Annotated in this window: 27 protein-coding genes; 1 reads left to right on the top strand and 26 read right to left on the bottom strand. The window is 66.6% G+C overall.

Features of this window, described 5'->3' with window-relative positions; genetic code table 11:
- Nucleotides 1-71: 71 nt before the first annotated feature.
- From hisF to HUK68_RS15975, 24 genes are all read right to left on the bottom strand, one after another.
- Nucleotides 72-872 (bottom strand): imidazole glycerol phosphate synthase subunit HisF, encoded by an 801-nt coding sequence (gene hisF / locus HUK68_RS15860; RefSeq protein ID WP_175505060.1) that lies wholly within the window; start codon nucleotides 870-872, stop codon nucleotides 72-74.
- A gap of 30 nt (nucleotides 873-902) precedes the next feature.
- Nucleotides 903-1,931: a UDP-glucose 4-epimerase GalE gene (gene galE / locus HUK68_RS15865; RefSeq protein WP_175505061.1), complete on the bottom strand. Its 1,029-nt coding sequence runs from the start codon at nucleotides 1,929-1,931 to the stop codon at nucleotides 903-905.
- Entirely contained in the window at nucleotides 1,928-2,821 is an 894-nt protein-coding gene (locus tag HUK68_RS15870) for a D-hexose-6-phosphate mutarotase (RefSeq protein ID WP_175505062.1), read from the bottom strand. The genes galE and HUK68_RS15870 overlap by 4 nt, the downstream gene beginning before the upstream one ends.
- Complete coding sequence (hisA, locus tag HUK68_RS15875; RefSeq protein WP_175505063.1) at nucleotides 2,814-3,557, bottom strand: 1-(5-phosphoribosyl)-5-[(5-phosphoribosylamino)methylideneamino]imidazole-4-carboxamide isomerase; 744 nt, start codon at nucleotides 3,555-3,557, stop codon at nucleotides 2,814-2,816. Before hisA ends, HUK68_RS15870 begins: the two co-directional genes overlap by 8 nt.
- A gap of 48 nt (nucleotides 3,558-3,605) precedes the next feature.
- Nucleotides 3,606-4,256, bottom strand: coding sequence for an imidazole glycerol phosphate synthase subunit HisH (hisH, locus tag HUK68_RS15880; protein ID WP_175505868.1), 651 nt, complete (start codon nucleotides 4,254-4,256; stop codon nucleotides 3,606-3,608).
- 8 nt (nucleotides 4,257-4,264) lie between these two features.
- Nucleotides 4,265-4,891: an imidazoleglycerol-phosphate dehydratase HisB gene (gene hisB / locus HUK68_RS15885; protein WP_175505064.1), complete on the bottom strand. Its 627-nt coding sequence runs from the start codon at nucleotides 4,889-4,891 to the stop codon at nucleotides 4,265-4,267.
- A complete protein-coding gene (locus tag HUK68_RS15890; RefSeq protein WP_175505065.1) occupies nucleotides 4,888-6,006 on the bottom strand; it encodes a pyridoxal phosphate-dependent aminotransferase in 1,119 nt (372 codons plus the stop codon). The genes hisB and HUK68_RS15890 overlap by 4 nt, the downstream gene beginning before the upstream one ends.
- 6 nt (nucleotides 6,007-6,012) lie before the next feature.
- The gene (locus tag HUK68_RS15895) at nucleotides 6,013-6,480 is read right to left on the bottom strand and encodes a PIN domain-containing protein (RefSeq protein WP_175505066.1); all 468 of its coding nucleotides are present in this window, start codon (nucleotides 6,478-6,480) and stop codon (nucleotides 6,013-6,015) included.
- Nucleotides 6,477-6,725 (bottom strand): DUF6364 family protein, encoded by a 249-nt coding sequence (locus HUK68_RS15900; RefSeq protein WP_175505067.1) that lies wholly within the window; start codon nucleotides 6,723-6,725, stop codon nucleotides 6,477-6,479. The genes HUK68_RS15895 and HUK68_RS15900 overlap by 4 nt, the downstream gene beginning before the upstream one ends.
- A 69-nt stretch (nucleotides 6,726-6,794) precedes the next feature.
- Nucleotides 6,795-8,108 (bottom strand): histidinol dehydrogenase, encoded by a 1,314-nt coding sequence (hisD, locus tag HUK68_RS15905; RefSeq protein ID WP_175505068.1) that lies wholly within the window; start codon nucleotides 8,106-8,108, stop codon nucleotides 6,795-6,797.
- A gap of 36 nt (nucleotides 8,109-8,144) precedes the next feature.
- Entirely contained in the window at nucleotides 8,145-8,789 is a 645-nt protein-coding gene (hisG, locus tag HUK68_RS15910; RefSeq protein WP_175505069.1) for an ATP phosphoribosyltransferase, read from the bottom strand.
- The gene (gene murA / locus HUK68_RS15915) at nucleotides 8,789-10,051 is read right to left on the bottom strand and encodes a UDP-N-acetylglucosamine 1-carboxyvinyltransferase (RefSeq protein ID WP_175505070.1); all 1,263 of its coding nucleotides are present in this window, start codon (nucleotides 10,049-10,051) and stop codon (nucleotides 8,789-8,791) included. Before murA ends, hisG begins: the two co-directional genes overlap by 1 nt.
- Before the next feature lie 55 nt (nucleotides 10,052-10,106).
- On the bottom strand, nucleotides 10,107-10,346 hold the full coding sequence (locus HUK68_RS15920) for a BolA family protein (RefSeq protein ID WP_175505071.1): 240 nt from the start codon (nucleotides 10,344-10,346) through the stop codon (nucleotides 10,107-10,109).
- Nucleotides 10,347-10,414: 68 nt separating this feature from the next.
- A complete protein-coding gene (locus tag HUK68_RS15925; RefSeq protein WP_175505072.1) occupies nucleotides 10,415-11,170 on the bottom strand; it encodes an ABC transporter permease in 756 nt (251 codons plus the stop codon).
- Nucleotides 11,167-12,093, bottom strand: a complete 927-nt coding sequence (locus HUK68_RS15930) for an ABC transporter ATP-binding protein (protein ID WP_175505073.1) — start codon at nucleotides 12,091-12,093, stop codon at nucleotides 11,167-11,169. Before HUK68_RS15930 ends, HUK68_RS15925 begins: the two co-directional genes overlap by 4 nt.
- Before the next feature lie 76 nt (nucleotides 12,094-12,169).
- Nucleotides 12,170-12,469, bottom strand: coding sequence for an STAS domain-containing protein (locus HUK68_RS15935; RefSeq protein WP_175505074.1), 300 nt, complete (start codon nucleotides 12,467-12,469; stop codon nucleotides 12,170-12,172).
- An 11-nt stretch (nucleotides 12,470-12,480) separates the two neighbouring features.
- The gene (locus HUK68_RS15940) at nucleotides 12,481-13,098 is read right to left on the bottom strand and encodes an MlaC/ttg2D family ABC transporter substrate-binding protein (RefSeq protein WP_175505075.1); all 618 of its coding nucleotides are present in this window, start codon (nucleotides 13,096-13,098) and stop codon (nucleotides 12,481-12,483) included.
- 128 nt (nucleotides 13,099-13,226) lie between these two features.
- On the bottom strand, nucleotides 13,227-14,048 hold the full coding sequence (locus HUK68_RS15945; protein WP_175505076.1) for an MlaA family lipoprotein: 822 nt from the start codon (nucleotides 14,046-14,048) through the stop codon (nucleotides 13,227-13,229).
- Complete coding sequence (gene mlaD, locus HUK68_RS15950) at nucleotides 14,045-14,533, bottom strand: outer membrane lipid asymmetry maintenance protein MlaD (protein ID WP_175505077.1); 489 nt, start codon at nucleotides 14,531-14,533, stop codon at nucleotides 14,045-14,047. Before mlaD ends, HUK68_RS15945 begins: the two co-directional genes overlap by 4 nt.
- 32 nt (nucleotides 14,534-14,565) lie before the next feature.
- Nucleotides 14,566-15,348, bottom strand: coding sequence for a lipid asymmetry maintenance ABC transporter permease subunit MlaE (mlaE, locus tag HUK68_RS15955; protein WP_175505078.1), 783 nt, complete (start codon nucleotides 15,346-15,348; stop codon nucleotides 14,566-14,568).
- Nucleotides 15,345-16,157 carry an ABC transporter ATP-binding protein gene (locus tag HUK68_RS15960; protein ID WP_175505079.1) on the bottom strand — a complete coding sequence of 271 codons (813 nt, stop codon included), beginning with the start codon at nucleotides 16,155-16,157 and terminating at the stop codon, nucleotides 15,345-15,347. Before HUK68_RS15960 ends, mlaE begins: the two co-directional genes overlap by 4 nt.
- Nucleotides 16,158-16,298: 141 nt before the next feature.
- Nucleotides 16,299-17,096 carry an amino acid ABC transporter ATP-binding protein gene (locus HUK68_RS15965; RefSeq protein ID WP_434082443.1) on the bottom strand — a complete coding sequence of 266 codons (798 nt, stop codon included), beginning with the start codon at nucleotides 17,094-17,096 and terminating at the stop codon, nucleotides 16,299-16,301.
- Nucleotides 17,077-17,730, bottom strand: coding sequence for an amino acid ABC transporter permease (locus HUK68_RS15970; RefSeq protein ID WP_175505080.1), 654 nt, complete (start codon nucleotides 17,728-17,730; stop codon nucleotides 17,077-17,079). Before HUK68_RS15970 ends, HUK68_RS15965 begins: the two co-directional genes overlap by 20 nt.
- 81 nt (nucleotides 17,731-17,811) lie before the next feature.
- A complete protein-coding gene (locus HUK68_RS15975) occupies nucleotides 17,812-18,615 on the bottom strand; it encodes an amino acid ABC transporter substrate-binding protein (protein WP_175505081.1) in 804 nt (267 codons plus the stop codon).
- Nucleotides 18,616-18,767: 152 nt separating this feature from the next.
- Here HUK68_RS15975 and HUK68_RS15980 point away from each other — a divergent pair, with 152 nt between their 5' ends.
- Nucleotides 18,768-19,202, top strand: coding sequence for a DUF3293 domain-containing protein (locus HUK68_RS15980; protein WP_175505082.1), 435 nt, complete (start codon nucleotides 18,768-18,770; stop codon nucleotides 19,200-19,202).
- Nucleotides 19,203-19,599: 397 nt separating this feature from the next.
- On the opposite strand, the gene HUK68_RS15985 is transcribed toward HUK68_RS15980, so the two are convergent.
- Together HUK68_RS15985 and HUK68_RS15990 are read right to left on the bottom strand one after the other, a co-directional pair.
- Complete coding sequence (locus HUK68_RS15985; protein WP_175505083.1) at nucleotides 19,600-21,075, bottom strand: glutamate synthase subunit beta; 1,476 nt, start codon at nucleotides 21,073-21,075, stop codon at nucleotides 19,600-19,602.
- A 50-nt stretch (nucleotides 21,076-21,125) separates the two neighbouring features.
- Complete coding sequence (locus HUK68_RS15990; RefSeq protein WP_175505084.1) at nucleotides 21,126-25,856, bottom strand: glutamate synthase-related protein; 4,731 nt, start codon at nucleotides 25,854-25,856, stop codon at nucleotides 21,126-21,128.
- Nucleotides 25,857-26,054: the final 198 nt, after the last annotated feature.

Here is a 26,054-nt window from a genome sequence, read left to right on the forward strand (position 1 = left end):
CCCCAAGGCGGGGCACGGCCCCCTCGGGGAGGCAGCGCAGCCACACGCAGTGGGCAAGCGTGGGGGTTACGTCACAGCCGAACAGGGATTCCGCGGTCGGCCATGCGCTGCTTGGCCTGCCCGACGGTGTATTCGCCATAGTGGAAGATGCTGGCCGCCAGCACTGCATCGGCGCCGCCCTGCTGCACGCCATCGGCGAGGTGGTCGAGATTGCCGACGCCGCCCGAGGCAATGACCGGCACGCCCACGGCGTCGCTCACGGCGCGCGTGAGCGCCAGGTCGAATCCCGACTTGGTGCCGTCGCGGTCCATGCTGGTCAGCAGGATCTCGCCCGCGCCGCGGCGCGCCATTTCGCTGGCCCACTGCACGGCGTCGAGGCCGGTGTTCTTGCGGCCGCCATGGCTGTAGACATCCCAGCCCGGCCCCACGGGCAGGCCGTCGGCGCCGGGGCGCTGCGCGTCCTCGGGCGTGCGGCGCTTGGCATCGATGGCCACCACGATGCACTGCGCGCCGTACTTCTGCGAAGCGGCGTTGATCACATCGGGGTTGGCCAGCGCGGCGGAGTTGAAGCTGGTCTTGTCGGCGCCCGCATTGAGCAGGCGGCGCACGTCTTCGACGGTACGCACGCCACCGCCCACGGTGAGCGGAATGAAGACCTGGCTGGCCACGGCCTCGATGATCGGCAGGATCAGGTCGCGGCCGTCGCTGGTGGCGGTGATGTCGAGAAAGGTCAGTTCGTCCGCGCCCTGCCCGTTGTAGCGCGCGGCGATCTCCACCGGATCGCCGGCATCGCGCAGCTCGAGAAAATTGACGCCCTTGACGACGCGGCCGCCGGTCACGTCAAGGCAGGGAATGATGCGTTTGGCAAGCATGGCGCTGTGGCTCTCGGAAAGGAAAAAGGGTCAGGCGGCCGGTGCGGCGGCGGCGCGGCGGCGGGCTTCGCCGTCCTGCCAGCGCCAGGCATCGGCGCACATGCGATCGAGGTCGAGTTCGGCGCGCCAGCCCAGCAGGCGCTCGGCCAGCGCGGGTTCGGCCCAGTACTGGGCCAGGTCGCCAGCGCGGCGTTCGGCGACTTCGTAGGGAATCGGCCGGCCGCTGGCGCGCGCAAAGCTGTCGACCAGTTGCAAGACCGATGCCGGCCGGCCCGAACCCAGGTTCACGGTCAGCAGGCCGGGGTGCTGGCGCAGGTAGCGCAGTGCGGCCAGGTGGCCCTTGGCCAGGTCGGTCACATGGATGTAGTCGCGCATGCCCGTGCCGTCGACCGTGGGGTAGTCGTTGCCGAAGACGCGCAATTGCGCGCGCTGGCCGGTGGCGACCTGGGCGACAAAAGGCATCAGGTTGTTGGGCGTGTCCTGCGGATCCTCGCCGATCAGCCCGCTTTCATGCGCGCCGACCGGGTTGAAATAGCGCAGCCGCGCCAGGCGCCAGGCCTGGGGCTCGGACGCATCAAGGTCGGCCAGCACCTGCTCGATCATCAGCTTGGTCTGGCCATAGGGGTTGCTCGGCGACAGCGGGAAATCCTCGGCGATCGGCTGGACGGCCGATTCAGCATAGACCGTGGCGGAGGACGAAAACACCAGCGTGCGCACACCGGCCTGCTGCATGGCCTGCAGCAGCGTGACCGTGCCGCCGACATTGTTGTCGTAATAGGCCAGCGGCTTGGCCACCGATTCGCCCACGGCCTTGAAGGCCGCGAAATGGATCACCGCATCGATCGGGTACTTGGCAAACAGCCGGGCCAGCAAGGCGCCATCGCGTACATCGCCTTCCTCGAACAGCGGTGCCTGGCCGGTGATCTGCGCCAGGCGCTCGAGCACGCCGCGCTGGCTGTTGCTGAAATTGTCCAGAATGACAAACGCTTCGCCGGCCGCGGCCAGCTCCACGCAGGTATGCGAGCCGATGAAGCCGGCTCCGCCGGTCACGAGAATCATGGGGTTTCCTTTGCGGTGTGCGCACTGCGCGGCAGCCGTTCGAGGCGCTGCGCCGCGTGCCAGCGGCCCTGCGGCGCAAGCATCACCGGCGCATCGATGGCCGCGGCCTCCACGCACAGCATATGCCGATAGCCGTCGGCTGGCATGTCGGCCAGGCGCGCGCACAGCTGCGGGCCCGGGTTCCAGACCACGGTGTCGGCCCAGGCCGGGTCCTGCGCGATGCGCAGCCGCTCCACGCCCGCAGCATGGATCACCATGGGCTGCGCGGGCCGCGGGTAGACCCGGTCGAGTTCGGCGCCAAACGCCAGTGCGCCCTGCTGCTGCGGATGCGTGTCTTCGACCGCATCCCAGTAGCGCAGGCCGTCGAAACCGGACAGCGTGGTGGTGGCCACGTCATCGACGCGCAGATAGCTGTGCAGCGCGGCCGTGAAGGCCAGCGGGGCGTCGCCCGGGTTGTGCACAGACAGCTGCACCGTCAGCGCACCGGGTTGCAGCCAGACCTCGAGTTCGGCGGCAAACGCATGCGGCCAGACCGCGCGCGTCGCGGCGCTGTCTTCGAGCCGCAGCGTGAGCCGCAGGCCGTCGCCGTCGGTGCGCGCCTCCTCGGCGCGGGCCTGCCAGGCCAGCGTGCGCGCAAACCCATGCTTGACCAGCGGACCGCGCTGGTTGAACTGCGGAAAGCACAGTGGAATGCCGCCGCGGATCGGCGTGTGGCCGTCATGCGCGGCCAGCGGGCTCAGGAACAGCTGCTCGGCGCCGTCCGCCACCCACGACAGCACCTGCGCGCCCTGCAAGGCCACCAGCGCGCTGTCGCCGCCGGGCAGCGCCAGCCGGATGGCCGGCAGGTCCTGCCATTCGGCGGCTCCGGCCGCAAAGCCCGAATCAAGCACCGTTGAGCTCGTCGGCCCGCGCCTGGCCGGCCGCGAAGTCCAGGTCGCCGGTATAGATCGCGCGGCCGCAGATCACGCCCTGCACGCCTTCGCTCTCGACCGCGCACAGCTGCTCGATATCGCTCATGCCGGCCAGGCCGCCCGAAGCGATGACCGGAATCGACAGCGATTGCGCGAGCTTCACGGTGGCATCGATGTTGATGCCCGAGAGCATGCCGTCGCGGCCGATGTCGGTGTAGATGATGGACTCGACGCCCCAGTCCTCGAAACGCTTGGCCACGCTCAGCACGTCCTGGCCGGTGAGCTTGCTCCAGCCGTCGATCGCAACCTTGCCGTCCTTGGCGTCGAGGCCGACGATGATGTGGCCCGCGAACGCCGTGCAGGCGTCCTGCAGGAAACCCGGGTTCTTCACCGCGGCCGTGCCGATGATCAGGTAGCGCATGCCGGCATCGATGTAGCGTTCGATGGTGTCGAGGTCGCGGATGCCGCCGCCCAGTTGCACCGGGATCTCGCTGCCAACTTCGGCCAGGATCGACTTGATGGCCGCATTGTTCTTGGGCGCGCCCGCGAACGCGCCGTTCAGATCGACCAGGTGCAGGCGGCGTGCGCCGGCATCGACCCACTTGCGCGCCATGGCCGCGGGGTCTTCACCGAAAGTGGTCGATTGGTCCATGTCGCCCTGCTTGAGGCGAACGCAGTGGCCGTCCTTGAGGTCAATGGCGGGAATGAGCAGCATGATGGTTCGAAAGGAAAGGTTGCCGGCGGCGCCGGCGGGGAACGGGAATCAGGGTTTCCAGTGCAGGAAGTTGCGAAACAGGGCCAGGCCCTGGTCGGCGCTCTTCTCGGGGTGGAACTGGGTGGCGAAAATATTGTCGCGCGCGATGGCGGCGGCAAAGCGGCCTCCGAAGTCGGTTTCACCGGCGCAATGCGCGGCCGCTTCGGGCTGGGCATAGAAGCTGTGCACGAAATAGAAGAAGCTGCCATCGGGCACGCCCTGCCAGACCGGATGCGGCTGGCTTTGCTGGACCTGGTTCCAGCCCATCTGCGGCACCTTGAAACGGCTGCCGTCGGGCTGGCTCCGGCCTTCGAGCTGGAACTTGCGCACCACGCCCGGAATCAAGCCCAGGCCGGGCGTATCGCCCTCCTCGCTGTGGTCGAGCAGCATCTGCATGCCGACGCACACGCCGAACAGCGGCTTGCTGCGCGCGGCTTCGAGTACCGGCTCCTGCAGGCCCGAGCTGCGCAGCTCGCGCATGCAGTCGGGCATCGCGCCCTGGCCGGGCAACACCACGCGGTCGGCGGCGCGCACCACGTCGGGATCGGCGGTCACCACGACCTGCCAGCCGGTATCCTGCGCGGCGGCCTTCACCGCCTGCGACACCGAGCGCAGATTGCCCATGCCGTAGTCGACCACGGCAACGGTCTTGGCTTGGATGGCCTTGTTCACAGCGAACCCTTGGTCGAAGGAATGGAAGTCGCGGCGCGCGGATCGATCTCCAGCGCCGCGCGCAGCGCACGCGCAAAGGCCTTGAACACCGATTCGCACTGGTGGTGGGCGTTGAAGCCCTTGAGGTTGTCGATGTGCAGCGTCATGCCGGCGTGGTTCACGAAGCCCTGGAAGAATTCGTAGACCAGTTGCGTATCGAGCTGGCCGATGCGCCCGGCGGTGAACTTCACATCCATGTGCAGGCCCGGGCGGCCCGAGAAGTCGATGACCACGCGCGACAGCGCCTCATCGAGCGGCACATAGGCGTGGCCGTAGCGGCGCAGGCCCTTCTTGTCGCCAACGGCACGCGCAAAGGCCTGGCCCAGCGTGATGCCGATGTCCTCGACCGTGTGGTGGCCGTCGATATGCAGGTCGCCTTCGCACTGCACGTCCATGTCGATCAGGCCGTGGCGCGCGATCTGCTCGAGCATGTGGTCGAGAAAGCCAATGCCGCTGCTGAGCTGGTTCTGGCCCGTGCCATCGAGGTTGATGCGCACGCTGATGCGGGTCTCGGCCGTGTTGCGGCTGACTTCGGCCACGCGCGGCGCGCCGGAGGTGGAGGGAATGAGGGCGGAGGAGGTCATATCGAAGCTTCCAGTGCGGCAAGCATAAGGGCATTGTCGGCCGAGCTGCCAACGGTCAGACGCAAACATTGGGCCAGCAGGGGATGCAGGGCCGCGACATTCTTCACCAGCACGCCGCGGGCCTTCATGCCCGCATGGGCGGCAGCCGGGTCGGCCACGCGGATCAGCACCATGTTGGCTTCACTGTCCCAGACCTTGAGCACGCCGGGCATGCGGCGCAGCGCGGCCAGCAGTTCGCTGCGCGCGGCGCGCAGCTCGGCGGCTTGGGCGGCAAACACCTCGGCATGCTCGAGCGCGAACAGCGCGGCCTCGCAGTTGAGCACGCTCACGTTGTAGGGCGGGCGCACCTTCTCGATCTCGCCGACCAGCGCGGCCGGGCCGATCAGGTAGCCCAGGCGCACACCGGCCAGGCCGAACTTGCTGAGCGTGCGCATCAGCAGCACATGGGCGTTGCGTGCCGGCTCGGCCTGCATGCGCGCGAGCCAGCTGCGGCTTGCAAACGGCTGGTAGGCCTCGTCCATGACCACGATGCCGCCCTGCGCGCCCACGGCGTCGATCACGCGCTGCACCACGGCTTCGTCCCAGAGCGTGGCCGTGGGATTGTTGGGATAGGCCAGATAGGTGATGGCCGGGCGGTGCTCGGCAATGGCCGCCAGCATCGCGGCTTCGTCCAGCTCGAAATCGGCCGTCAGCGACACATTGACGAAGTCCAGGCCCTGGAGCTGGGCGCTCATCGGGTACATCACGAAGCCGGGCATGGGCGCGAGCAGCTTGGCACGCTGGCCCGCGCCGGCCTGGGCGCAGGCCAGGGCCAGCAGCGAGATCAGCTCATCGGAGCCATTGCCCAGCACGATGGCCGAGCCCGCGGGCGCGCCCGCGTACTGCATCAGTGCCTGCTTGAGGTCTTCGAGCCGCTCGCCGGGATAGCGGTTGAGCGCCAGCGCCCCGAGGCGCGCGCCCAGCGCGGCCTGCAACTGCGGCGGCAAGCCAAACGGATTTTCCATCGCGTCCATCTTGAGCATGCCGCCCGCGGGCTGCACCACATAGGCATGCATGGCACGCACGTCGGGACGGATGCGCTGCAGTGCACGCGCCAGGTTCTCGGGTTCTGTCATTGGTCTTCAGTCCTGTGTCCCGGGCGCATCCGCAAGAGGCTGGCGGCCGGGATGAATGATCTGCACGCCGCCAAACTGCGCGCCGTGCGGCAGCTGCAGCGACAGCAGGCTCTCGCAGCCGCTGTGCTGGGCCGCGGCCAGCGCCAGGCAGTCGCCCCAGGCCAGCTGGTGGCGGGCCTCGACGGCCCAGGCGGTTTCGAGCGTCGCGGCATCGATCTGCCACGGCGTCCAGGTGTTGTAGCGGCGGATCGCGGCGCGCGCATCGCCTTGCGACATGGGCCGCGGCTCGGCGCCGGTCACGGCTTCATAGAACTCGGCCAGCCCCTGCGAGCTCACGCGCCCGAGGCGCTCGCGCCACAGCCGGTCGAGCCAGCCGAGCACGGCTTCGTGGGAAGGATCGGCGGCATTCTCGGCGCTGACCAGCACCGAGGTATCGACGAACACCGGCTGGCGCAAGGCATTGGCGCGGCTCATGCGCGTTCTCCGGCGCCCGTGCGCGCCAGGCACACGCTGCGCGCGGCCTCCTTGGCCGGACCGGCCTGCCAGGTGCGCTCATCGGTGCGCCACGCCAAGTAGGCGCGTTCATAAGCGTCCTCGCGGCGCTGCATCTCGGCCAGGAAGTCTCCGACCATGCGCGACACGCTGGTGCCACGCCGCGCGGCTTCGACACGCGCCCATTCCAGCACATTGTCGTCCACGGTAATGGTCACGTTTTTCATGGACGTGATTTTACACGAGATTCGTGTGACACGAAGTTCGTGTTACACGAGTCCTGTGCCAGCTTTGCCTCAATCCTTCAAGCGCATCTCGGCGGCGCGGGCATGCCCCTGCAAGCCTTCGCCATGCGCCAGCACCGAGGCGATCCGCCCCAGGGTCTGCGCGCCGGCCTTGCTGACCTCGATCAGGCTCGAGCGCTTCTGGAAGTCATAGACGCCCAGCGGCGAGGAAAAGCGCGCCGTGCCGCTGGTCGGCAGCACGTGGTTGGGACCGGCGCAGTAGTCGCCCAGCGATTCGCTGGTATAGGCGCCGAGGAAGATCGCGCCCGCGTGGCGCAGCAGCGGCTCCCAGCGCTGCGGGTCCTGGCTCGAGACTTCCAAGTGCTCGGGCGCGATGCGGTTGCTGATCGCGCAGGCTTCTTCCATGTCGCGCGTGAGGATCAGCGCGCCGCGGTCGTTGAGGCTCTTGGCAATGATCCCGGCGCGCGGCATCTCGGGCAGCAGGCGGTCGATCTCGCGCTGCACGGCATCGAGGTAGGCGGCGTCGGGGCTCAGCAGGATGCTTTGCGCGAGTTCATCGTGCTCGGCCTGGCTGAACAAGTCCATGGCGACCCATTCGGCGGGCGTGCTGCCATCGGCCAGCACCAGGATTTCCGAGGGCCCGGCAATCATGTCGATACCCACCGTGCCGAACACGCGCTTCTTGGCGCTGGCCACATACGCATTGCCCGGGCCGGTGATCTTGTCGACCTTGGGCACGGTCTGCGTGCCGTAGGCCAGCGCGGCCACGGCCTGCGCGCCGCCAATCGTGAACGCGCGGTGCACGCCAGCCACATGCGCCGCGGCCAGCACCAGCGCGTTCTTCGCGCCCTGGGGCGTGGGCACGACCATGATGATCTCGCCGACACCGGCGACCTGCGCGGGAATCGCGTTCATCAGCACGCTGGAGGGATAGGCGGCCTTGCCGCCGGGCACGTAGATGCCCACGCGGTCCAGCGGCGTGACCTTCTGGCCCAGCAGCGTGCCGTCCTCGTCGCGGTAGCTCCAGCTCTCGCCGCTGGCCTTCTTCTGCGCCTCGTGGTAGCGGCGCACGCGTTCGGCCGCCGCTTGCAGCGCCTGGCGCTGGACGTCTGGCAGGCCGTCGAATGCAGCCTTGAGTTCGGCGGCGGTGAGCTCCAGCGCGTGCATCTCGGTGGCGGCGAGGCCGTCGAAACGCTGCGTGTACTCGAGCACCGCGGCGTCGCCGCGCTGCTGCACGTCGGCCAGGATGTCGGCCACGCGCTGCTCGATGGCCGCATCGGTGTCGGCCGACCAATGCAGGCGGGCCTGGAAGGCGGTTTCAAAATCGGCGCTGTCGGTGCGCAGGCGAAGAGGCGTGGCTTTCATGTGGGCGGCTTCAGGCAACGGTGGAGGGCGTGGGATTCAGGCCTTGGCCTGCGTGGCGCGTGCGAACACGTCGATCAGGCGGCGCATCGGCGCCTGCTTGAGCTTGAGCGCGGCCTGGTTCACGACCAGGTGCGAGCTGATGTCCATGATGCGCTCGACCTCGACCAGCTGGTTGGCCTTGAGCGTATTGCCCGTGGACACCAGATCGACGATGGCATCGGCCAGGCCGGTGAGCGGCGCCAGTTCCATGCTGCCGTAGAGCTTGATCATGTCGACGTGCACGCCCTTGCTGGCGAAGAAGTCGCGCGCGATGGCGGTGTACTTGGTCGCGACCTTGAGGCGCGAGCCCTGCGTCATGGCATGGGCGTAGTCGAAATCGGCGCGCACCGCCACGCTCACGCGGCACTGCGCGATCTGCAGGTCCAGCGGCTGGTACAGGCCTTCGGCGCCATGCTCGATCAGCGTGTCCTTGCCGGTCACGCCCAGGTCGGCGCCGCCGTACTGCACGTAGGTCGGCACGTCGGTGGCGCGCACCAGCACCACGCGCAGGTCGGGCTGGTTGGTCGGCAGGATCAGCTTGCGCGTCTTTTCCGGGTCTTCCAGCACCTCGATGCCGGCGGCCGCCAGCAGCGGAAGGGTTTCTTCAAAGATGCGGCCTTTGGACAGGGCAAGGGTAATCATCAGATTCTTTCAATATCGGCGCCGATCGCGCGCAGCTTGGCTTCCATGCAGTCGTAGCCGCGGTCGAGGTGGTAGATGCGGTCGACCACGGTCTCGCCCGTCGCCACCAGGCCCGCAATCACCAGGCTCGCGGACGCGCGCAGGTCGGTGGCCATCACGGTGGCGCCCGACAGGCGCTCGACGCCTTCGACCATGGCCACCTTGCCGTCGATCTGGATCTTCGCGCCCAGGCGCACCAGTTCGTTGACGTGCATGAAGCGGTTCTCGAAAATCGTCTCGGTCACCGATACCGCGCCGCGCGAGATCACGTTGAGCGCCATGAACTGCGCCTGCATGTCGGTCGGAAAACCCGGGTATTCGGTCGTGCGGAAGCTCTGGCCCTTGAGCCGGCCCGCGGACTTCACGCGCAGGCCACCCTCCACCGCCTCGATCTGCACGCCCGCGTCGCGCAGCTTGTCGAGCACCGCGCCCAGATGGTCGGCACGCGCATGGCGCAGCACGACATCGCCGCCCGTGGCCGCGACGGCGCACAGGAAGGTGCCGGCTTCGATGCGGTCGGCCACCACCTGGTGGTCGCAGCCATGCAGGCGCTCCACGCCCTGGATGGTGATGCGGCTCGTGCCGTGGCCTTCGATGCGCGCGCCCATCTTGATCAGCATCTCGGCCAGATCGACGATCTCCGGCTCCATGGCCGCGTTCTCGAGCACCGTCTCGCCTTCGGCCAGCGCCGCGGCCATCAGGAAGTTCTCGGTGCCGGTCACGGTGACCATGTCGGTCGTGATGCGCGTGCCTTGCAGGCGCGTGCGGCCTTCGGGCAGCCGGGCGATCATGTAGCCATGCTCGACGACGATCTGCGCGCCCATGGCCTGCAGGCCCTTGATGTGCTGCTCGACCGGGCGCGAACCGATGGCGCAGCCGCCGGGCAGCGACACCGTGGCTTCGCCGAAGCGTGCCAGCAGCGGGCCCAGCGCGAGCACCGAGGCGCGCATGGTCTTGACCAGCTCGTACGGCGCCTCGGGAGTCGACAGGCGGCTGGCATCGATGCGCACCGAGCCGTCGGACGCATGCTCGGCTTCGACGCCCATGTTGCGGATCAGCTGGAGCATGGTCGCGACATCCTGCAGCCGCGGCACATTGCGCAGCACCACCGGTTCGGCCGTGAGCAGCGCGGCGCACAGGTCAGGCAGGGCGGCATTCTTGGCGCCGGAAATCGTGACCTCGCCGTGCAGCGGATGACCGCCGCGAATCAAGAGTTTGTCCATGGCTGGTAAGCCCAAAAAAAGGTTAAAACGGCCGCAAGGGCATGACCCGCAGCGCTCAGGCGCGGTTGGCCCACTCGGCCGGGCTGAAGGTCTTCATCGACAGGGCATGCACCTCGTCGGTGTGCATCTTGTTGCCCAGCGTCGCATAGACCAGGCGCTGGCGCTGCACCAGGCGCTGGCCCTCGAAGCTGGCGGAGACGATGGTCGCAAACCAGTGGCGTCCGTCGCCTTCGAGTTCGAGGTATTCGCAGGGCAGGCCCGCGCCGATGATGGCTTTGAGTTGGTCGGCAGTCATGTCAGGGTTGGCGCCGCACAAATGGCCGGCGCCGGGAAAGGATTGCAGGGAAGGCGCGCCATGGCGACTCAATGGCGGATCTTGTAGCCGGTGCGCAGCAAGTGGATGGCCAGCGCGCTCACGGCCAGCCAGGCGCCGCCGACGATGGCCAGGCTGATCCAGGGCGAGACGTCGCTCTGTCCGAAGAAACCGTAGCGGAAGCCGTCGATCATGTAGAAGAACGGGTTCATATGGCTCACGGTCTGCCAGAACGGCGGCAGCGAGTGGATGGAGTAGAACACGCCCGACAGGAAGGTCATGGGCATGATCAGGAAGTTCTGGAACGCCGCCATCTGGTCGAACTTGTCGGCCCAGAGCCCGGCAATGACCCCCAGCGTGCCGAGCAGCGCCGCGCCCAGCACCACGAACACCAGGATCCACAGCGGCGCGGCGAATTCCGGCACGGCAAAGAACAGCGTGACGATGAAGACCCCCAGGCCGACCAGCAGCCCGCGCAGCACCGACGAGCCGACATAGGCCGTGAACCAGGCCCAGTGCGACAGCGGCGTGAGCAGGATGAACACCATCGAGCCCATGATCTTGCTCTGCACGATGCTCGACGAGCTGTTGGCAAACGAATTCTGCAGCACGCTCATCATCACCAGGCCGGGAATCAGGAACGCGGTGTAGCTGATGCGGTCATAGACCAGCACCCGGCCGTCGAGCACATGGCCGAACACCAGCAGGTAGAGCACCGAGGTCAGCACCGGCGCCGCCACGGTCTGGAAGCTGACCTTCCAGAAACGCAGCACTTCCTTGTAGAACAGGGTCTGCCAGCCTCTCATGCGACGCTCCCGGTAGCTGTCCGGGCTTCGCCCATGATGTTGAGGAACACGTCTTCGAGGTCGGCGCGGCGGATTTCCATGTCTTCGACGGCCACGCCGGCTTCGCGCAGCGCGGACAGGTAGCCCTCGATGTCGCCCGCGTCATGCGCGGGGATCTGCACGATGCGCCCGGTGACGCGCGCCAGCGTGCGCAGGTGTTCGGGCAGCGGGTGGTTGGTCTTGAACTGCAGCACGTTGGCCGAAGCCGACTTGAGCAGATCGGACATGCTCGACAGGCGCACGATCTCGCCTTGCTTGAGCATGGCGACGCGGCTGCACAGCGCTTCGGCTTCTTCGAGGTAATGAGTGGTGAGCAGCACCGTGTGGCCCTGCTTGTTGAGCTTGGCAATGAAATGCCAGAGTGTCTGGCGCAATTCCACGTCGACGCCGGCCGTGGGTTCGTCCAGCACGATGATCGGCGGCTTGTGCACCAGCGCCTGCGCCACCAGCACGCGGCGCTTCATGCCGCCCGACAGCTGGCGCATGTTGGATTCGGCCTTGTCGCTCAGGCCCAGGCTGTGCAGCAACTCGTCGATCCAGGCATCGTTGTGCTTGACGCCGAAATAGCCCGACTGGAAACGCAGCGCCTCGCGCACGTTGAAGAACGGATCGAACACCAGTTCCTGCGGCACGATCCCCAGCTTGCGCCGCGCCTCGGCGTAATCGGCCTGCACGTCGCTGCCCTGCACCAGCACGCGGCCGCCATCGGCGCGCGCCAGGCCCGCGAGGATGCTGATCAGCGTGGTCTTGCCGGCACCGTTGGGGCCGAGCAGTCCGAAGAACTCGCCCTCCTCGATGTCCAGGTTGACGTCATTGAGGGCCCGGAACACGCCCTTGGGCGTGCGGTAGGTCTTGGAGATGGATTGGAATGAGACAGCGGGCATGGGAACTTGGCATTTTAAGCCCGGCCCCGCAATGTGCGCTGCCGGCGCCCGCTAAAGCCGGGCGCGGCCACCTGCCTCACGCAGGCTGCGTGCCGGCCCCGGACTCGAGCAGGGCGCGCACGCCATACAGCGTGGCAATCGATTGCAGCCCGGCGGGCAGCCCGGTCACGGCCAGCGACTTGCCCGCGGACAGCGCCGCACGCCGGCACGCCAGCAGCACGGCCAGCGCCGAGGAATCGAAGTCGCGCAGCGGCGAGGCATCGATCTCCACCCGGGCGTGGGTGGCAGCGGCGACCTGCGCCGCCAGTGCCTGCGCGCAGGCGCCGGCCTGGGCATGCGTCAGCTGCGCGGGCAGTTGCAGGCTTGCGTCGGCCATGGCGCTGCGCCTCAACCCTTGTTGCGCGAAGACAGGGCCTGGATCAGGCCGTCGATGCCGCGCGCATTGACTTCCTGCGCGAACTGGCTGCGGTAGGTCTCGACCAGCCACACGCCCAGCACGTTCAGGTTGTAGATGCGCCAGGCGCCATCCGCGCTCTGCTCGAGGCGGTAGTCGAGCTGGATCGGGTCGCCCTTGCCGCGCACTTCGGTGCGCACCAGCACGTCCTTGTCGCCCGCGGCCGCGCGCATCGGTTTCACGACCACGGTCTGGTCGTTGACCTGGGCCACCGCGCCCGCATAGGTGCGGATCAGCAAGGACTTGAACTCGGCCTGCAGGCGCTGCTTTTGCTCGGGCGTGGCCTGGCGCCACTGCGGGCCCACGGCGGCGGCCGTCATGCGCTGGAAGTTCACATGCGGCATGACCATCTTGTCGACCAGCGCGCCAATGCGCGCCACATCGCCGGTCTTGAGCGAAGGGTCCTTGCGGATGGTCTCGAGCACGTCGGCCGAGACCCGCTTGACCAACGCGTCGGGCGTTTCCTCGGCAGCCGCGGCCGTCATCGGCAGGCCTGCCGAAAGGGCCAGCCAGGCGGCAGCGGTGGCTGCCCAGATACGTCGATTCATCATCGTCTTTTTCCTTTTTGAAGCGCAGGCCGGATAGACCTGGTCGGCTTCGATTGTGCTTCAGCGCGCGCCGGGGATGATGACGCGCATGTCAAGGGTTGCAAGCGGATGCAAGCGGATGCAAGCCGTCCTTACTCTTCGGGCGGCAGCATGCCGGCATCGTCGTCTTCGGAAAAATCTTCCGAATAGCCGCTGTCGGCGCCCTGCGCACGCTGCTGGCGCAGCTGCAGGTAGACGTCGCGCGTGAGGCTGTACTTGTCGAGCGCCACGGCATCGAGCATGTCGCCGGCTTGCAGCAGCCGCGCGCGCTTGTCCACCAGGCCCAGCACGGCCAGGCTGTTGCGTGCGCTCACATCGTCCATGTAGCCCAGCGGGTTGCCCTTGACGTCCACGGGCAGCGCCGCGGCGTCGCGCACCGTCGAGGGGCCCAGCACCGGCAGCACCAGGTAGGGGCCGGAAGGCACGCCCCAGCGGCCCAGCGTCAGGCCGAAATCCTGCGTGCTGCGCGGCACGCCCATTTCCGAGGCGACGTCGAACAGCCCGCCAATGCCGAACACCGTGTTCACGGTGAAGCGCACGATGCTGTAGTACGCGCCCTCGCCCTTGGCCTGGGCCAGGTTGTTGAGGAACGACCAGGCATCGCTCAGGTTGGCGAAGAAATTGCCCACGCCTTCGCGCGCAACGGCCGGCGTGATGTCGCGGTAGAGCGTGGCCACGGGCTTGACCACGGCATCGTCCACCGCCGTGTTGAAGCTGTAGATGCTGCGGTTGAAAGACTCGAACGGGTCGGCGGGATTGGCCGCCGCAGGCGCAGCAGTGCCAGCCGTTTCGGTGGCCGCTTCGCCCATGGGCTGCGGCTGCGCCGTGGTGGCACAGCCGGCAAGTGCCAGCGTCAGCGCCAGGGCGATGGACGCCGGGGTGCGGGACGCGCCCGCCAGGGATGTGAAATTCATTGTTTTTCCGGTGCAGGCGCGCTGGTGCCACCCTCTTCCGCCTTGTTGTAGAGGAATTGCCCGATGAGGTTTTCCAGCACCACGGCCGATTGCGTGGCGACGATCCGGTCGCCAGGCGCCAGGTTGGCTTCATCCGCACCGGCCTCGATGCCGATGTACTGGTCGCCGAGCAGGCCGGTGGTCAGGATCTTCAGCGAGCTGTCCTTGGGAAAGCTGTAGCGCTTTTCCAGCGCCATGTGGACATTGGCCTGGAAGGTCGTGTCGTCAAAGGTGATGGCCTGCACGCGGCCCACGACCACGCCGGCGCTGCGCACCGCGGCCTTGGGCTTGAGCCCGCCGATGTTGTCGAACCGTGCCGTCACATCATAGGTCTGCTGGAAGCTCAGGCTCAGCAGGTTGGCCGACTGCAGGGCCAGGAACACCAGTGCGGCTGCGCCCAGCAGTACAAACAGGCCCACCCACACGTCACTTTTCGATTGCTGCATGACTTTTTCCTCTCACCCACCTGGTGGGAGCATCAAATACTGAACATCGTGGCCGTGAGCAGGAAGTCCAGCCCCAGGATGGCCAGCGAGGCCATGACCACGGTGCGCGTTGTCGCGCGGGAAACGCCTTCGGGCGTCGGTTTCGCCAGGTAGCCCTGGAGCAGCGCGACAAAGGTCACGGCCACACCGAACACCACGCTCTTGATCACGCCGTTGCCCAGGTCGGCCCACCAGTCGACGCCCTGCTGCATCTGGCCCCAGAACGCGCCGCCGTCCACGCCGATCATCAGCACGCCCACGATCCAGCCGCCGATCACGCCGACGGCACTGAACACCGCGGCCAGCAGCGGCATGACGATCACGCCGGCCCAAAAGCGCGGCGCGAGGATCCGGCGCACCGGGTCGACAGCCATCATTTCCATCGCGCTGAGCTGCTCGCCGGCCTTCATCAAGCCGATCTCCGCCGTGAGCGCCGTGCCCGCGCGGCCCGCAAACAGCAGCGCCGTGACCACCGGACCGAGTTCGCGCACCAGCGACAGCGCCACCAGCAGGCCCAGCGCCTCGGAGGCACCGTAGCGCTGCAGCGTGTAATAGCCTTGCAGCCCCAGCACGAAGCCGACGAACAGGCCCGACACGCCAATGATGGCCAGCGAATAATTGCCCAGGAAATGGATCTGGTCGCCCATCAGGCGCGGCCGGCGCAGCGCAGCGCCCAGCAGCAGGAACAGCTGCAGCAGCAGGCGCGCGGCCCGGCCGATGGCGGCGCAATGTTCGCGCGCGGCGCGGCCGATGCGGGCAGGATGCAGACGGTTCACAGGCGCGCTCCCGGGCCGAAATCCTGGGCCGCGTCGGGCCCGGGGTAATGGAAAGGCACCGGCCCCGTGGCCCGCGCATGCACGAATTGCTCGACCAGCGGATCGGTGCTGGCCAGCACCTCGGCTGGCGTGCCCTGCGCGGCCACGCAGGCCGGGCCCAGGATGATCACATGGTCGGCCACCTGGAAGGTTTCCACCACATCGTGCGATACCAGCACCGTGGTCAGCCCCATGGCGTCATTGAGCTGGCGGATCAGTTGCGCGGCCGTGCCCAGGGCAATCGGATCGAGCCCCGCAAACGGCTCGTCATACATGATCAGTTCGGGATCGAGCGCGATCGCGCGCGCCAGGGCCACGCGCCGCGCCATGCCGCCCGAGATCTCGCTGGGCTTGAGGGCGCGCGCGCCGCGCAGGCCCACCGCGTTGAGCTTCATCAGCACGATGTCGCGCACCAGGTCCTCGGGCAGGTCGGTGTGCTCGCGCAGGGGAAAGGCAACGTTGTCGAACACGCTCATGTCGGTGAACAACGCACCGAACTGGAACAGCATGCCCATGCGCCGGCGCGCCTGGTAGAGCTGGTTCTGGGTCATGCGGCCCACGTCCTGGCCATCGAACAGCACCTGTCCCTGCTGGGCGCGCTGCTGCCCGCCGATCAGGCGCAGCACCGTGGTCTTGCCGCCACCGGAGGCGCCCATCAGCGCCGTGACCTTGCCGCGCGGAATCTGCAAGCTGAGGTCGCGCAGGATCACCCGCTCGCCATAACCAAAAGTTACGTTGCGCAGTTCAACCAGGGGCGCGGGGACTGTCATCGACCTTCGGCTCCTACAGGGAAAGGGGAAAATGCTTCACGGGTTGGATTTTAAACGATTACATACATTCGTGTATGTTTGCTGACACAAACCCCGGCAGCGTACCGGCATGGACAGGCTCCACCCAAGCCGGTACCGAGGTCAAAGCATATTGTGCAGAAACGCCTGCGTGCGTGCGTGTTTTGGTTGCGCAAAGAATTCCGCAGCCGGACCCGACTCGATCAATTCGCCCCGGTCCATGAACGCCACGCGGTTGGCGACCTCGCGTGCAAAGCCCATTTCATGCGTCACGACCAGCATGGTCATCTTTTCCTGCGCAAGTTCGCGCATGGTGCGCAGCACCTCGCCCGTGAGCTCGGGATCGAGCGCCGAGGTGGGCTCGTCGAACAGCAGGATGTCGGGCTCCATCGCCAGCGCGCGCGCAATCGCCACGCGCTGCTTCTGACCGCCCGACAGGCGTGCCGGGTAGCTGTTGCGCTTTTCCAACAGGCCGACCTTGGCCAGCAGCGCCTCGGCGCGCGGCACGATCTGGGCGCGCGCCAGGCCCTTGACGACCATCGGCGCCTCGATCACGTTCTCCAGCACCGTGAGGTGAGGAAACAGGTTGAACGACTGGAACACCATGCCCATCTTGCGGCCGATGCGGCGGATCTGCGCTTCGGGCACATAGCTGCACACACCCGCGGCATTGGTCTCGGCCAGCACCTCGCCCTCGATCAGCAGCTGGCCGCTGTCGATGGTCTCGAGGTGGTTGAGGCAGCGCAGAAGGGTGCTCTTGCCCGAGCCCGAGGGGCCGATCACGGCCACGACCTCGCCGCGCATCAGGTCCAGCGAGACCTTGCGCAGCACCGGCTGGCCGTTGAAGGCCTTGCAGATGTCCTGCGCGCTGATCATCACCTCGCGGCTTTCCGGCAACGCTTCAGGCATCGTATTTGGCATAGCGTTTCTCCAGGTACTGGAAGCCCCAGGTCAGCACCAGGGTCATGACGAGATAAAAGCACGCAGCCACGATGAACGGCGTGGTCGTGAAGTCGCGCTGCACGATGCCGCGCGCCGCGCGCAGCAGGTCGTTGAGCGCCAGCACGTAGATCAGCGAAGTGTCCTTGACCAGGGTGATGGTCTCGTTGCTCAGCGGCGGCAGGATGCGCGGCCAGATCTGCGGCAGCACGATGCGGCGCATGGTCTGGCCGTAGCTCAGGCCCAGCACCTTGGCGCCCTCGTACTGGCCGCGGTCGATCGACTGGATGCCGGCGCGGAAGATCTCGGCGAAATAGGCGGCGTAATTGAGCGCGAAGGCCACGACGGCCGCAGGAAAATCGTCGAAGCGCACGCCGACCACCGGCACGAAGGGCAGCGCGAAGTAGATGAACAGCATCTGCAGCATCAGCGGCGTGCCGCGCATCAGCCAGATGTAGCCGCCGACCAGGCGCGCGAGCGCACGGAAGCGCGACACGCGCACCAGCGCCAGCGCCAGCCCGAGCGGCACTGCCAGCGCCAGCGTGATCACGAACAGCTTGAGGGTGACCAGCGCTCCCTGGGACAGGGGCCCCAGCAGTGAGAGAACGTATTCCATGCGATTGCCTTGTGGTCCAGAAACGCAAAACACCGGCAGGCCTGTGACGGCGCAGCCGGTGCGAAGCTTTGGACGGTCCGCTTACTTGATGATGTCCTTGCCAAACCACTTGGTGGCAATTTCGGCGGCCTTGCCGTCCTTCTTCATGTCGGCCATGGCCGATTCGAGCCGTGCCAGCAGGTCCGCATCTTCCTTGCGCAGGCCCACGCCGTATTCCTCGACGCCGAAGTTCTCGTCGAGCACGCGGTACTCCTCGGCCTTCTTGGCGACGTGGAAGCGGCCCACGACCTCATCGACCACCACGGCATCGAGGCGGCCTGCGGACAGGTCCATCAGCGCGGTGATGTTGTCGCCGAAGGTCTTGAGCTGCTTGAAGCTCGCGGCCACGGCCTCGTCCTTCTTGATCGCGTCGACGGCCGAGCTGCCGTCCTGCGCGCCCACGACCTTGCCGGCCAGATCGGCCTTGGTCTTGATCGCGCCATTGGCCAGCACCACGATGATCTGGTGGTTCTCCATGTAGGGCGCGGAGAACGCGATCTTTTCCTTGCGCTGCTCGGTGATGGTCAGGCCGTTCCACAGCATGTCGACGCGCTTGCCCGCGAGCTCGGCTTCCTTGGCGCTCCAGTCGATGGGCTTGAACTCCATGTCGACGGCCATGCGCTTGCCGGCTTCGCGCGCCAGGTCGATGTCGAAGCCGACCAGTTCGTTCTTCTCGTCGCGAAATCCCATGGGCGGGAAATTGTCGTCCAGGCCCACGACCACCTTGGTCACGGCGGCGGCGGGCGCCGGTGCATCGGTGGCAACGGGCTTGGCCGGCTCGTTCTTGCCACAGGCAGCCAAAATGGCGCTCAGGGCCAGCATTGCGACGAGGTTACGTTTTTTCATGGCGGTACAGATGAGGAAACAAGGGCAGGCCGACCAAGGATGCGCTCAGCGCGCCGGCCTGCAGTGAAGACGGCTATTGTCGCCCAGACCGCCCGGAAACGCATGCCGGTCTTGCAAATCGGCCTCTGGTTTACCCTGACTTTCGTGACGCCATGACCACATCTGCCTCTTCCAGCATTTCGCCCGCCCTGCTCCAGGCCTACCGCGAGACCGACTACATCGTGCATGCCGGGCCCGACTTCGTGCTGCATGTCGACGCACCCAGCGCTGCGCTGGCCGCGTATTTCCAGCAGCGCGGAATCGAATCCGGCTGTCTGATCACCGCCTGGAACCCCTATAGCCAGCCTTTGTCCGATGCCGACAACCAGGCGCGCCAGGCCGGGCTGGAGCAGGCGCTGCAACAAGCCGGCTGGAAATGGGTACGCGCAGTGGGCAAGCACCCTGAAAACGCCTGGCCATCCGAAGTCGGCTGCTTCGTCGAAAACATGAACGAAAAAACCGCAGGTGAATGGGGCCGTCTCTACGAGCAGAACGCCGTGGTCTGGTGCGAAGAACATGCCATCCCGCGCCTGCAGCTTCTGCGCTAGGAAAAGTTCATCGTCGCTCGCGCCACAAAGAAGCTATCCCGGCCCCGCCCTTCTGGCTGCGCCTGCCGCGCGCAGGGCCCGGGCTGGCAGGTGTGCCGTAGGACACACCTGCTTCGTAAACTGACTCACCGCAGTTGTTCGAGCGGAGCGGCGGGGGCGCCTAGCCGCAGCCGCGTAGCGAGTTCTGCGGTGCAGCCCGGGACCGAGCACGGCAGGTTGCCCGGAGCGAAGCGCAGGGTCGCAGACAGCAGGGCCGCTTTCTTTTGGTTCGTTTTCTTGTGCGTACAAGAAAATGAACTCGGCTGCCGGGCCGAGACCCGGCCTCCGCCCTCAGCAAAAGCACACGGTGACAAAAAAAGGGCGTCCCGAAGAGACGCCTTAAACTGTTCAAAACAGCTCAACGCGGCAGCGCGCTCTTGCCCATCAGGAAGGCATCGACCGCGCGCGCCGCCTGGCGGCCTTCGCGGATGGCCCAGACCACCAGCGACTGGCCGCGGCGCATGTCGCCCGCGGCAAACAGCTTGGGCACGCTGGTCGCGTAGCCCACGGCCGCATCGGTCGTGGCCTTGGCGTTGCCGCGCTGGTCCTTGTCGACGCCAAAGGCTTCGAGGATCGACGCCACCGGGCTCACGAAACCCATGGCAAGGAACACCAGGTCGGCCTTGAGGATCTGCTCCGAACCGGGAACCTCGGCCATCTTGCCGTCCTTCCATTCGAGGCGCACGGTCTTGACGCCCGTGAGCTGGCCCTTCTCGCCGATGAATTCCTTGGTGGCAATCGCGAACTCGCGCTCGCAGCCTTCCTCATGGCTCGACGAGGTGCGCAGCTTGTAGGGCCAGTAGGGCCAGACCAGCGGCTTGTCTTCGTGCTCGGGCGGCATGGGCATCAGCTCGAACTGGGTCACGCTGACCGCGCCATGGCGGTTGGAAGTGCCCACGCAGTCGCTGCCGGTGTCGCCGCCGCCGATCACGATCACGGTCTTGCCGTCGGCGCGGATCTGGTTCTTGAGCTTGTCGCCGGCGTTGACCTTGTTCTGCTGGGGCAGGAACTCCATGGCGAAGTGCACGCCGTTGAGTTCGCGGCCCGGCACGGGCAGGTCGCGCGACTGCTCGGCACCGCCCGACAGCAGCACGGCGTCGAACTCGGCCATCAGTTGCTCGGGCGACACGGTTTCCTTGGCCCAGTTGGTGACCTTGGAGCCCTTGCCCAGGCCTTCGGGTCCCGCCACCAGCACGCCGGTGCGGATGACCACGCCTTCGGCTTCGAGCTGCTTGGCGCGCAGGTCGATGTGCGACTTCTCCATCTTGAAGTCGGGAATGCCGTAGCGCAGCAGGCCGCCGATGCGGTCGTTCTTCTCGAACAGCGTCACGCTGTGGCCGGCGCGTGCCAGCTGCTGGGCCGCGGCCATGCCGGCGGGGCCGGCGCCGATGACGGCCACGGTCTTGCCGGTCTTGACGGCCGCGGGCATGGGCTTGACCCAGCCTTCGGCCCAGGCGCGGTCGATGATCGCGTGCTCGATGCTCTTGATGCCGATCGGCGCATCGTTGATGTTCACGACGCAGGCGGCCTCGCAGGGCGCGGGGCAGATGCGGCCCGTGAACTCGGGGAAGTTGTTGGTGCTGTGCAGCACCTTGATCGCGTTGGCCCAGTCGTCGCGGTACACCAGATCATTGAAATCCGGAATGATGTTGTTGACCGGGCAGCCGTTGTTGCAAAACGGCGTGCCGCAGTCCATGCAGCGTGCGCCCTGCACCTGCGCCTGCTCGGGCGTGAGGGCAATGACGAACTCCTTGTAGTTCTTCAGGCGCTCGGCAACGGGCTTGTAGCCCTCCTCGATGCGCTCGTACTCCAGAAAACCGGTGGCTTTTCCCATGATGAAACTGTCCTTGAATGATTGGCGAATGGCTGTGGCTTGTCGGCTGCTCAGATGGCAACGACGGGCTCGGACTCCGTAGCTAGTTCTGCTTTCGCAGCAATGGCTTCCTTCGCTTTGCGTTCATGGATTTCAGACAGGGCGCGCTGGTACTCGGACGGGAACACCTTGACGAACTTGGCACGTGCGGCCGCCCAGTTGTCGAGCAGGTCGCGCGCACGCTTGGAGCCGGTCCAGCGGCTGTGGGCTTCGACCAGCGCGCGCAGCTGCTGCTCGTCGCTCTCGCCGCGGTGCCAGATGCCGGGGTGCACGCTGGCCGCGAACTCGCTGTGCGGCAGCACCTTCTCGAGCGTCACCGAAGCGGTGTTGCAGCGCTGCGCGAACAGGCCGTCCTCGTCATAGACGTAGGCCACGCCGCCGCTCATGCCGGCCGCGAAGTTGCGGCCGGTCTTGCCCAGCACCACCACGGTGCCGCCGGTCATGTATTCGCAGCCATGGTCGCCCGTGCCTTCGACCACCGCCGTCGCACCCGACAGGCGCACCGCGAAGCGTTCACCGGCCACGCCGCTGAAGAAGGCTTCGCCGCTGGTCGCGCCGAACATCACGGTGTTGCCGACGATGGTGTTGGCCACCGAGGCGCCGCGGAAGGCATGGCTGGGGCGCACGATGATGCGGCCGCCCGACAGGCCCTTGCCGGTGTAGTCGTTGGCGTCGCCGGTGACGTTGAGCGTGATGCCCTTGCACAGGAAGGCGCCGAACGACTGGCCGCCCGTGCCTTCGAAGTGGATGCGAATGGTGTCGTCCGGCAGGCCCTCGGGATGGGCGCGGGTCACGGCGCCCGACAGCATCGCGCCCACCGAGCGGTTCACGTTGCGCGCGACTTCCATCAGGCGCACCGGTTCGCCGTTCTCGATGGCCGGCTTGCAGCGCTCGATCAGCTTGACGTCCAGCGCCTTGTCCAGCAGGTGGTCCTGGGTGTCGACATGGAAGCGCGGCACGTCGGCCGGCACGATGGGCTGGGCGAACAGGCGGCTGAAGTCCAGGCCCTGGGCCTTCCAGTGCTCCAGGCCCTTGCGGGTGTCGAGCAGGTCGGAGCGGCCGATCATCTCGTCGAACTTGCGGATGCCCAGCTGGGCCATGATCTGGCGCACTTCCTCGGCAATGAAGAAGAAGTAGTTCACGACATGCTCGGGCTTGCCGGTGAACTTCTTGCGCAGCACCGGGTCTTGCGTGGCCACGCCCACCGGGCAGGTGTTGAGGTGGCACTTGCGCATCATGATGCAGCCTTCGACGACCAGCGGAGCGGTGGCGAAACCAAACTCGTCGGCGCCCAGCAGCGCGCCGATGACGACGTCGCGGCCGGTCTTCATCTGGCCGTCGGCCTGCACGCGGATACGGCCGCGCAGGCGGTTGAGCACCAGCGTCTGCTGGGTTTCGGCCAGGCCGATTTCCCAGGGACCGCCCGCATGCTTGATCGACGACAGCGGCGAAGCGCCCGTACCGCCATCATGGCCGGCAATCACCACGTGGTCGCTCTTGCACTTGGCCACGCCCGCGGCCACGGTGCCGACGCCCACTTCGGACACCAGCTTGACCGAGATGTCGGCATGCGGAGCCACGTTCTTCAGGTCGTGGATCAGCTGCGCCAGATCCTCGATCGAGTAGATGTCGTGGTGCGGCGGCGGCGAGATCAGGCCCACGCCCGGCACCGAGTGGCGCATGCGGCCGATGTAGTCGGTGACCTTGCCGCCGGGCAGCTGGCCGCCTTCGCCGGGCTTGGCGCCCTGCGCCATCTTGATCTGGATCTGGTCGGAGGACGACAGGTACTCGGCGGTCACGCCGAAACGGCCCGAGGCCACCTGCTTGATCTTCGAGCGCAGCGAATCGCCGGCCTGCAGTTCGACGTCGACTTCGACCTGGTCGGCACCGATCACCGAACCCAGGGTCTCGCCCTGCTTGATCGGGATGCCCTTGAGTTCGTTGCGGTAGCGCGTCGGGTCCTCGCCGCCTTCGCCGGTGTTGCTCTTGCCGCCGATGCGGTTCATGGCCACGGCCAGCGTCGCGTGGGCTTCGGTCGAGATCGAGCCCAGCGACATCGCGCCGGTGGCGAAGCGCTTGACGATTTCCGCCGCGGGCTCGACTTCCTCGAGCGCAATCGCCTGCGCCGGCTCGCACTTGAACTCGAACAGGCCGCGCAGCGTCATGTGGCGCTGGCTCTGGTCGTTGACCAGCTGGGCATATTCCTTGAAGGTACTGAAGTTGTTCGAACGCGTGGCGTGCTGCAGCTTGGCAATCACGTCGGGCGTCCACATGTGCTCCTCGCCGCGCGCGCGCCAGGCGTACTCGCCGCCGGCTTCGAGCATGGTTTCAAGCACCGGGTCGTCGCCGAACGCGGCCAGGTGGCTGCGAATGGTTTCCTCGGCGATCTCGAAGACGCCGATGCCTTCGATGCGGCTGGCGGTGCCGGTGAAGTACTTGTCGACGGTTTCGGTGTTCAGGCCGATGGCCTCGAACAGCTGCGCGCCGCAGTAGCTCATGTAGGTGCTCACGCCCATCTTGGACATGATCTTCGCCAGGCCCTTGCCGATCGCCTTCACGTAGTTGTAGACCGCCTTCTCGCCCGACAGGTCGGCCGGCAGGTCCTTGTCCATGGCCAGCAGCGTTTCCATCGCCAGGTAGGGATGCACGGCTTCCGCGCCATAGCCGGCAAGCACGGCGAAGTGGTGGATCTCACGCGCGGTGCCGGTCTCGACGACCAGGCCGGCCGTGGTGCGCAGGCCTTCGCGAACCAGGTGCTGGTGGATGGCCGACAGCGCCAGCAGCGCGGGAATCGCCACCTGGGTGGCCGACAGGCCGCGGTCGCTGATGATCAGGATGTTGGCGCCGCCGCGGATCGCATCGACGGCCTGCGCGCACAGCGACGCCAGCTTGGCTTCGACGCCTTGCTTGCCCCATGCGAGCGGGTAGGTGATGTCGATGGTCTCGCTCTTGAACTTGCCCTGCGTGTGCTCGGCAATGTTGCGCAGCTTGTCCATGGCCGCGAAGTCGAGCACCGGCTGGTGCACTTCAAGGCGCATCGGCGGGTTGACCTGGTTGATGTCCAGCAGGTTGGGCTTGGGGCCGATGAAGGACACCAGCGACATCACGATGGCTTCGCGGATCGGGTCGATCGGCGGGTTCGTGACCTGCGCGAACATCTGGCGGAAGTAGTTGTACAGCGGCTTGTTGCGGTCCGACAGCACGGCCAGCGGGCTGTCGTTGCCCATCGAGCCCACGCCCTCCTCGCCCTTGGCGGCCATCGGCGCCAGCAGGAACTTGATGTCTTCCTGCGTGAAACCAAAGGCCTGCTGGCGCTCGAGCAGCGGCAGCGCGGCTTCGGGCGGCTGCACGGCAGCCTGGCCGCCGACGTTGTCGAGCTTGATGCGCAGGTTCTCGATCCACTGCTTGTAGGGCTTGGTGTTGACGATGTTGGCCTTGAGCTCGTCGTCTTCGATCAGGCGGCCCTGCTCCAGGTCGATGAGCAGCATCTTGCCGGGCTGCAGACGCCACTTGCGGATGATCTTGCTGTCGGGCACGGGCAGCACGCCGACTTCGGAGCCCAGGATCACGAGGTCGTCATCGGTGATGACGTAGCGCGAGGGGCGCAGGCCGTTGCGGTCCAGCGTGGCGCCGATCTGGCGGCCGTCGGTGAACACGATCGAGGCCGGGCCGTCCCAGGGCTCCATCATCGCCGCGTGGTATTCATAGAACGCGCGGCGGCGCTCGTCCATGGACTCGTGCTGTTCCCAGGGCTCGGGAATCATCATCATCACGGCCTGGCTGATCGGGTAGCCGGCCATGGTCAGCAGTTCCAGGCAGTTGTCGAAGGTCGCGGTATCGGACTGGTCGGCAAAGCTGATGGGATAGAGCTTCTTCAGGTCTTCGGCGAGCACCGGCGAGGCCATGACGCCTTCGCGCGCACGCATCCAGTTGTAGTTGCCCTTGACGGTGTTGATCTCACCGTTGTGCGCGACATAGCGGTACGGGTGGGCCAGCGGCCACTCGGGGAAGGTATTGGTCGAAAAGCGCTGGTGCACCAGGCCGATGGCCGAGACGCAGCGTTCGTCTTCGAGGTCCTTGTAGTACACGCCCACCTGGTCGGCCAGCAGCAGGCCCTTGTAGACCACGGTGCGGCTGCTCATGCTGGGAACGTAGTATTCCTTGCTGTGCTTGAGCTTGAGGCCCTGGATGGCGGCACTCGCGGTCTTGCGGATCACGTACAGCTTGCGCTCGAGCGCGTCCTGCACGATCACGTCGTTGCCGCGGCCGATGAACACCTGGCGCAGCACGGGTTCCTTGGCGCGCACCGTGGGCGACATCGGCATGTCGAGGTTCACGGGCACATCGCGCCAGCCCAGCAGCACCTGGCCTTCGGCCTTGATCGCGCGCTCCATCTCCTGCTCGCAGGCCAGGCGCGAAGCGTGTTCCTGGGGCAGGAAGATCATGCCCACGCCGTACTCGCCCGCGGGCGGCAGCGCGACGCCCTGCAGCGCCATTTCTTCGCGGTACAGCTGGTCGGGGATCTGGATCAGGATACCCGCGCCATCGCCCATCAGCTTGTCGGCGCCGACGGCGCCGCGGTGGTCGATGTTCTCGAGGATCTTCAGCGCACCGGTGACGATGTCATGGCGTTTGACACCCTTGATATGGGCGACGAATCCCAAGCCGCAGGCATCGTGCTCATTGCTCTTGGAATACAGACCGTGTTCTTGGAGATGGGAAATCTCGGCAGCCGTCGTCATGGCGGAATCCTCAGTTATTTTCGCAGGGAGCCCGAGAGTACGACAGAGCATGAACCTATGCAAGAAAATATAATTAGGGTCAGATTCAATTATTAACCAAGGAAATTCTTCGGAAATTAAATAAGGGACACATCAAAATTAAGAGCAGAAAAGCGCTCCAAAAACTTGTCGGCAAAACAGGTACACGCTGATCTCTTT

Source organism: Comamonas antarctica (assembly GCF_013363755.1).
In the GTDB taxonomy this organism is placed as follows: Bacteria; Pseudomonadota; Gammaproteobacteria; order Burkholderiales; family Burkholderiaceae_C; genus Comamonas; species Comamonas antarctica.